The sequence below is a fragment of the Candidatus Nitrosarchaeum limnium BG20 genome, assembly GCF_000241145.1.
Taxonomy (GTDB): domain Archaea; phylum Thermoproteota; class Nitrososphaeria; order Nitrososphaerales; family Nitrosopumilaceae; genus Nitrosarchaeum; species Nitrosarchaeum limnae.
Window position 1 is genome coordinate 1 of the sequence record NZ_AHJG01000030.1, and the last position, 6764, is coordinate 6764.

Sequence of the window (6764 nt, forward strand, 5' to 3'; positions counted from 1 at the left end):
TCTGAAACAATCTGTGCATCTACTGCTTTTGTCCTAGGTCCACCTTCTTTGATAACGTGGGGTATTACATTAAGACAGGTAACTTCACCTTGTGTGAAGCTTGCCAATGTTAAGGCTCGATCTAATGCCTCAAAGGATTTTTTTGAACCATCTATAGGAACTAAGATTTTATGTAATTTATCCATAATACACAGCCAAAATATTGACTATATTAAATCCAATCTAAAATATCAATTTCAATACTACAATAAATTAGATAAAATAACTTCTCTACATTTTTGAAAAATATGTGTAAATACATTTGATTTTTACATTGTTCTGATGTAAGCAGAGTAAATTAATCACATTTTATTTAAAATTTAACTGGTTTTTGACTCTACTAACAAATTCATAATACTTTGATTAGTTACAATTCCAACTACGCTGTCAGTTTTAGGATCAATTACAGGAATGATATCAAAAGGATGAGAATTCATCTTTTGAATTACCGAATAAAGATACTCATCAGGAGATGCAGTATGGAATTTTGTATACATTGCATCTGATATTTTTATTACATCAAAAGTCTTTTTGTGGAATCTATTAATTTCACGTTTTGAGATAATTCCAACAAGTTTGTTATTTTCATCCATTACTAGACATATCTTCTTTCCCAATTCAGTTTTATCAAGAAATTCTTTGATGGTTACATTTTGTGTTGTTTTTAGATAATCTGTGACAATTACTGCAATTGCAGGCACATCAGAGACTACTCTTCTAAAATAGACAGGAATCAACCCCAATTCCAGTGTGCCAACTTTGACATGAATGATTTTCTTTAACTTACGTTGTAGTTCAACACTAGAAATTATCATAATTATTAGTGTTCCAAGTACCAACAATGAAAATAATTCATCGCTCAACATTGCAACCTGTAACAGTGACAACATCAATGCCAAGTCTACTGCACCTTTGGCCATTACGCCATAGGCTACGGTTGTTGCAGGACGCATATTTGCAATACGAACTGCAATGTAAGAACCAATAAATTTAACACCAATCATTATTCCAAGAAAGCCAGCTATTATCCAGAGGTCTAGATTGAGAAAGCTGAAACTAAAATGAAGACCTATACCTGCAAAGAATATTGGAATGAAAATACCATGTCCAATTACATTGATACTTTTTGAAATTTCAGAATACTCCACTTTGTTCATTCTGGATACGGCAATTCCTAAGAGAAGCGCACCAATTGCACCATGAATTCCACTAATCTCTGCAAAGTATGCTACGAGTAAAATGATTCCAATTACTATTGAAAAATAAATTTGCTCAGCGTAGAGGTGCTTTCTTATCACTCGGAACACCCTAGGTAAAACAAAGACAGATAGTAATCCTGCAACAACAAAGAAGACAATCATTTTTGCAAATAGCCAGAAAAAGTCAGATACCTGAGGATCTACACTTGAATGAACTTGAATCAATACACTAGTAAGAATGATTGCTATAAATTCTACAATTGCGGTAACGGTAAAAATTTCAAGACCAATTGCAGAGCGGAGTTTTCCTAGATCACTTAGTACCTTAGCTGTAACTCCAAGACTAGATGCTGCAATGACACTTCCAATTGCAAATGCTTTAACAAAATCCATATCAAGTAATAATCCAAATAATCCCGCAACTGTAAATGGAATTAAAAATGCTGCAATGGAACCAGCAAATATTCTTCCTCTCATTACACGAAATAATCCAGATAAGTCAATTTCCTCAAGACCAATTAGGAAAAATAAGAAGAATACACCGATTGAAGTGAAGATTTCTATTTCATCAATAGGTTGAACAAGCGCAAAAAGAGCAGGACCAACTATCACTCCAGCAAGAACATTTCCAATAATTGTAGGTTGATGAATTCTATGCATTAATTCGCCAAATAGTTTGGCTGCAACTATCAATACCGCGAGGTAAAGAATTGCCTCAAAGACCATTATACGACTTTGAAATTGTTCAGCTCTTATCCCTTTCGAACAATCTAGGAAATAACAGAATAATTGTTATAGGAGATAATTAGATTCATTTCAGAATGGAAAAAATAGAGTATGAAGGAATTGTGTGGGCAATTAATCACAATAATCCAGAACCTCTAGTAGAACATGCTCTACACACTTTAGAAATGCATGGAGTGAAAAAAGAAGACATTCAATTAACAGATGCTCCAGACAATGTTAAAGTCGGAGCCATCGTAGTTGAGATTTGGCCTTATCATCTAGATGTTGCAAGAGTAAGAACTATCCGCAATGAATCCTTTATCAGCGGCACTGTTATGACAATTGAGTTAAAATTAGATGGCGAAGGGAACTATACAGATTAGTTTTGAAAAAATCAAAGAAACAAAATATAATCATCGCATCAATTGCCATTACCATTTTACTAGGCATAGTTGGCTACAATTATTCATATGATCAAACTCGACAAAAAGGCCTAAAATTTGGCAACGAACTTTCCCAAATTCAAGACGAGGTAAAGCAGTTACAAGTTGAATTTGATTCAAATGTAAAACAATGGAAAGAGGGAGATATGAGTCAACAAGAACTAGAAAAATTTTCAAAGGAACATATTGAAAAAATGCAAGATGTGATTTTAAAATATGATGGGTTGACACCACCAGAGTCATTTGCACCATCGGTAAAACTATTCAAGATTTCAACACAGGCACAGCTAGATAGTGATAAAGAGTTCATTGAGTGGATTAAAACAAACGATGAAGCGCATAATATTAGATCAGATTCATTGTTACAAGAATCATTTGAGTATGAAATGTCTGCGTTGGCAGAATTCAATGCAGCTAAAGCAGGATTAAGATAGACTTTAAAAGAATTTTAAAATTACAACAAACCAAGTTTCTGCAACAAATCCAATGTAGGAAAGATTTCTTTTAGAATTTCATTTTTCTCTAACGGGGTAGGTTCAGAGAAAGCAATTGGAAATGTAATTGTAAGCATATCTTGATCAGTGTGAGAGATTCTAATGGAATGGACATTATTGTTAGTTTTTGCGATAAAGTCTTTCCATTTTTTTAGATGTTCTCCAACACGAATAACATGACTCTCTAATTCACCAATATCAATATCCAGATCAGTATCAAACAGTCCAAATTTAACAAGGGGAATCATCAATAAACCTCCTGGAATTTTATCATGGTTTTTTAACATTTGAGCAATAATTTCTGTCGAATTTGCTTTAGGAAATATTTCTCCATAATCAGGATCAAAATATCCTGCTATGAGTTTGTTAGAATCAAATATTCGAAAATACTCGTCATCTAAATCTAATTTCCACATTAACTAGCCATGAATAGCATAAATAAATAACAATTTACCAATGAGAGTTAAATAAACAAAAGATAAATGAAAAAACAATGGAATTTCCAAAGAAAACAAAGACTTTATCGACAGTTTAATCGATTATTACATTAGCGAATCAGAATCATACAGACAAATGCTGAAAATTTTGTTCCTGAGGTAGAATCAGTGTCAGATACTGCGTTTGGAATCATCACAGGCTGCGTATATTCTGGATTTTTACAGGCTTACCAAAACCAGCAGCAAACTCCAGGATTGGAAGACATCAAAGAGTTTAATCGGATTATCAAGAGACGAGCACCTTTGATAAAAAAGGCAGTACTCAAACCTGCAGAAAATCAACAAAAAACTAGTTCAAATTAAAAGAAAAAATCAAAGTTTAATTTGATTTCAGATTATCAAAAGATATGAAAGTAGACGGAAGTAAAATCATATTTGTTTTGGGTGTGGCATCTGCAGTGGCAACTGCAGTAATTGCAATCTATTTTTCAATACGTTGATAAATCATCACATATCACAATAATTATTGTCAGCAACTGATGAATTTAGAATTACGCAAATAGTAGACAACGGACATATTATTCAAATCACACTAATTGAAAATGTCTCAACTGAACCGATTTCACAAAAACAAATGATAATAGATAATGTTTCAAAAACATTAGATGCAGATACAAAAGAGCAAGTTATGCCATTATTGGAGGCAATTTTACAAGCCCAACCAACAATCAACATCAACAGCTATCAACAAGCACAGATGTCAATTACAATGCCAAGATCAAGATATGAAAGCATGGGCAGACCGCAGGTTGGAAGTGTAATGGCTGTAAATCTGAAAAAACTTTAGAGATTCAAGTTTATTTCAGGGATTGATTGTAGAGGCAATGAGCAAGTAAAATCCTTACAAACAAAAACAGATGTCTTTTCACTAAAAGTCTTACCTGCAAAAAATTGAAATTTAGCAAGTTTGTCTAGTTGTTCTTTATTATGTATTGTAACTAAAATAGATTCAGGTAAAAATTTAGAGTGAAGAAACTTTGTAATCTCAGAGTTTTCAGGATTGATAATGGTGATTTCAGTTGGTTTTTGTAGGTATGTGTAAATTGTATTTAGAAGATAGCCAAATCCAAACGGATTTTCTGCTGCAATTTGAGCCTGAGATTCCATTATTTGAGTTGCGATTTTCAAGAATTTCTCATCATGAGTAAGATGATACAATCTGAGCATCACACTACATGAAACTGAATTACCAGATGGTAGGGACAAATCATAATTGCTTTTTGGACGAATAATTAATTTTTCATGGTTATCGGATGTCATAAAGAAGCTGCTACTTTCGGAATCCCAAAAGTGATCAACGAGGTAATTTCCTAACTTTAAAGCCAGGTCCAAATATTTGGATTCTGGTTCAACCTCAAATACATCAAGCAACGCATTTGCAAAATAAGAATAATCTTCAAGGTATCCATCAATTTTTGTGATTCCATTTTTTGATGTTCTCAATAATTTATCATTAATGAGAAGGGTTGTCTCTATAAAGTGAACACAGTTTTTTGCAGCATCTAAATATTTTGTGTCACCTGTAACACCATATCCTTTTGCAAATGCAGTTATCATCAATGCATTCCAAGATGTCAGTATCTTATCATCAAGACCTGGTGCAACTCGCATAGAACGAGATTTTAATAATTTTTGAGAGCACATAGTAAGAATTTTTTTGATTTTCTCTTCAGGCATTCCAAAATGAAAAGAAACTGCAGAGATATTGATATTATTGCATAAGATGTTGTTACCTTCCCAGTTTCCACCATCAGTAACGTCATAGTATAAACAAAATAAATCAGCGTCATCTCCCAAAATCACTTTGATATTACTTTTCTTCCACACGTAGAATTTTCCTTCTACCCCTTCAGAATCTGCATCATATGCAGAATAGAATCCACCATTTTTTGCAGTCATTTCACGTAGCACAAAATCTAATGTTTTGTTTAGAACTTCAAGATAGAATGGGTCTTTGGTAATTTGATATGCCTCTACATAATTTACGGGAATCAAGGCATTATCATAAAGCATCTTTTCAAAATGAGGAACCAACCACTTTGCATCTGTAGAATATCTGTGAAATCCTCCACCAATCTGATCAAAGATTCCACCCCTAGCCATTTTATTGAGAGTTTTAAGCGCAAATTCATTGAATTTTGATAGTCCCGTTAGTTTTGCATAACGAAACAGAAATGAGATATTGGCGGCATTGGGAAATTTTGGTGCAGAACCAAATCCACCGTATGAGGCATCACCAAGTTGAAACAAGTTCATAGCTGCTTCATCCAAAATAATCTTGTCTAACTTTGAAGATACTTTTGACAGTTTCTGTTTTTTGAAGTGCAACAAGAAAATTATCTGCCGATTTTTCAATGTCTTTTGGTTTTTCTTTCCAAGCTTGTGCTAGTTGTCTGCAGATACTTCCAAATCCAGGACGTCCATAAGAATCCAATACAGGAAAATAAGTTCCAACATAGAATGGTTTTTGATAAGGAGTTAGAAATACACTAAGAGGCCAACCGCCTTGACCGGTTGCAATTTGGCAAACTTTTTGATAGATATCATCAAGGTCGGGTCGTTCTTCCCGGTCAACTTTGATGTTTACAAAATTCTCATTCATGAATTTTGCAACATCTTCATTTTCAAATGATTCGTGTGCCATCACATGACACCAATGACATGCGCTATACCCCACACTTAGAAATATTGGTTTGTTTTCATCTTTTGCCTTTTTTAGAGATTCTTCATTCCATGCATACCAGTCAACTGGGTTGTGTGCATGTTGTAATAGATATGGACTAGTTTCATTTTTTAGTCTGTTTTCTGCCACAACATACAATATTCCTTTTGCTATTTGTATCTAATTGGAATCTAGTAGAATATTCCCTTGCCTTCTTCTAGTTCGTAGATTCGAACATTGATTTTATTTAATAGTTTAACTTTGGATTTTTGTGCCTTTTTATCATGGCTGTAATCTTTTTTTTCTACCAACTCTTGCAATCTCTTTAATTGAACCAAAGTAAGTTTTTTGAATTCATTTTTTGAGCTAGATATGATTTGTAATAGTTTTACACGCTCTCGATCCTCTGCGGTTATATCTTTGGACATATTTCAGTATGGAATAGGTTCTTTATTTTTCTAATGAATAAGTATGCAAATAATCACATGTATTTCAGGGAACAAAATGACACAGATAAGCATGAAAATTCGATATATTTAGCTAGGACATAATAACAAAAGTCAATTCATGATACAAAAATATGATCAGATACGATTGGGCTATGTATTTGCAATAGTATCGGCCATAACATTTGGTTCAGTATCAGTATTAGCAAAACCACTAGTATCAACAGTTGATCCTATTTTACTTGCATCTCTAGTTTA

General features: G+C 33.3%; 10 protein-coding genes. 4 read left to right on the forward strand and 6 right to left on the reverse strand.

Annotated elements, in window-relative coordinates; genetic code table 11:
• Positions 1–185 (reverse strand): universal stress protein (locus tag BG20_RS01165; protein ID WP_010189827.1); only part of this gene is annotated, 185 nt, incomplete at its 3' end.
• Positions 186–359: 174 nt separating this feature from the next.
• Positions 360–1964, reverse strand: coding sequence for a cation:proton antiporter domain-containing protein (locus BG20_RS01170; protein ID WP_010189829.1), 1605 nt, complete (start codon positions 1962–1964; stop codon positions 360–362).
• Between the two features lie 95 nt (positions 1965–2059).
• Between BG20_RS01170 and BG20_RS01175 the strand changes: the two genes are divergently transcribed.
• Positions 2060–2347 carry a hypothetical protein gene (locus tag BG20_RS01175; protein WP_007402030.1) on the forward strand — a complete coding sequence of 96 codons (288 nt, stop codon included), beginning with the start codon at positions 2060–2062 and terminating at the stop codon, positions 2345–2347.
• Positions 2348–2349: 2 nt separating this feature from the next.
• Positions 2350–2841: a hypothetical protein gene (locus tag BG20_RS01180; protein WP_010189831.1), complete on the forward strand. Its 492-nt coding sequence runs from the start codon at positions 2350–2352 to the stop codon at positions 2839–2841.
• A gap of 20 nt (positions 2842–2861) precedes the next feature.
• Here BG20_RS01180 and BG20_RS01185 read toward each other — a convergent pair whose 3' ends face one another.
• Positions 2862–3317 (reverse strand): hypothetical protein, encoded by a 456-nt coding sequence (locus BG20_RS01185; RefSeq protein ID WP_010189838.1) that lies wholly within the window; start codon positions 3315–3317, stop codon positions 2862–2864.
• A 189-nt stretch (positions 3318–3506) separates the two neighbouring features.
• On the opposite strand from BG20_RS01185, the gene BG20_RS12935 reads away from it, so the two are divergent.
• Positions 3507–3701, forward strand: a complete 195-nt coding sequence (locus BG20_RS12935) for a hypothetical protein (protein ID WP_010189840.1) — start codon at positions 3507–3509, stop codon at positions 3699–3701.
• A 163-nt stretch (positions 3702–3864) separates the two neighbouring features.
• Positions 3865–4185 (forward strand): hypothetical protein, encoded by a 321-nt coding sequence (locus tag BG20_RS01195; protein ID WP_010189842.1) that lies wholly within the window; start codon positions 3865–3867, stop codon positions 4183–4185.
• Here BG20_RS01195 and BG20_RS01200 read toward each other — a convergent pair.
• The 3 genes from BG20_RS01200 to BG20_RS01205 are packed head-to-tail and all read right to left on the reverse strand — an operon-like array spanning position 4182 to position 6488.
• Positions 4182–5654, reverse strand: a complete 1473-nt coding sequence (locus BG20_RS01200; RefSeq protein ID WP_238527433.1) for a thioredoxin domain-containing protein — start codon at positions 5652–5654, stop codon at positions 4182–4184. The two genes, BG20_RS01195 and BG20_RS01200, sit on opposite strands and share 4 nt — an antisense overlap.
• A 7-nt stretch (positions 5655–5661) precedes the next feature.
• On the reverse strand, positions 5662–6210 hold the full coding sequence (locus tag BG20_RS12940) for a thioredoxin domain-containing protein (protein WP_238527434.1): 549 nt from the start codon (positions 6208–6210) through the stop codon (positions 5662–5664).
• 41 nt (positions 6211–6251) lie between these two features.
• Complete coding sequence (locus tag BG20_RS01205) at positions 6252–6488, reverse strand: hypothetical protein (RefSeq protein WP_010189844.1); 237 nt, start codon at positions 6486–6488, stop codon at positions 6252–6254.
• Between the last annotated feature and the right edge of the window lie 276 nt (positions 6489–6764).

What these genes read in the sequence shown, in the direction of transcription:
- BG20_RS01170 (WP_010189829.1), bottom strand. Translation starts at nt 1,964, where the DNA reads ATGGTCTTTGAGGCAATTCTTTACCTCGCGGTATTGATAGTTGCAGCC.
- BG20_RS01175 (WP_007402030.1), top strand. Translation starts at nt 2,060, where the DNA reads ATGGAAAAAATAGAGTATGAAGGAATTGTGTGGGCAATTAATCACAAT.
- BG20_RS01185 (WP_010189838.1), bottom strand. Translation starts at nt 3,317, where the DNA reads ATGTGGAAATTAGATTTAGATGACGAGTATTTTCGAATATTTGATTCT.
- BG20_RS01200 (WP_238527433.1), bottom strand. Translation starts at nt 5,654, where the DNA reads ATGAACTTGTTTCAACTTGGTGATGCCTCATACGGTGGATTTGGTTCT.
- BG20_RS01205 (WP_010189844.1), bottom strand. Translation starts at nt 6,488, where the DNA reads ATGTCCAAAGATATAACCGCAGAGGATCGAGAGCGTGTAAAACTATTA.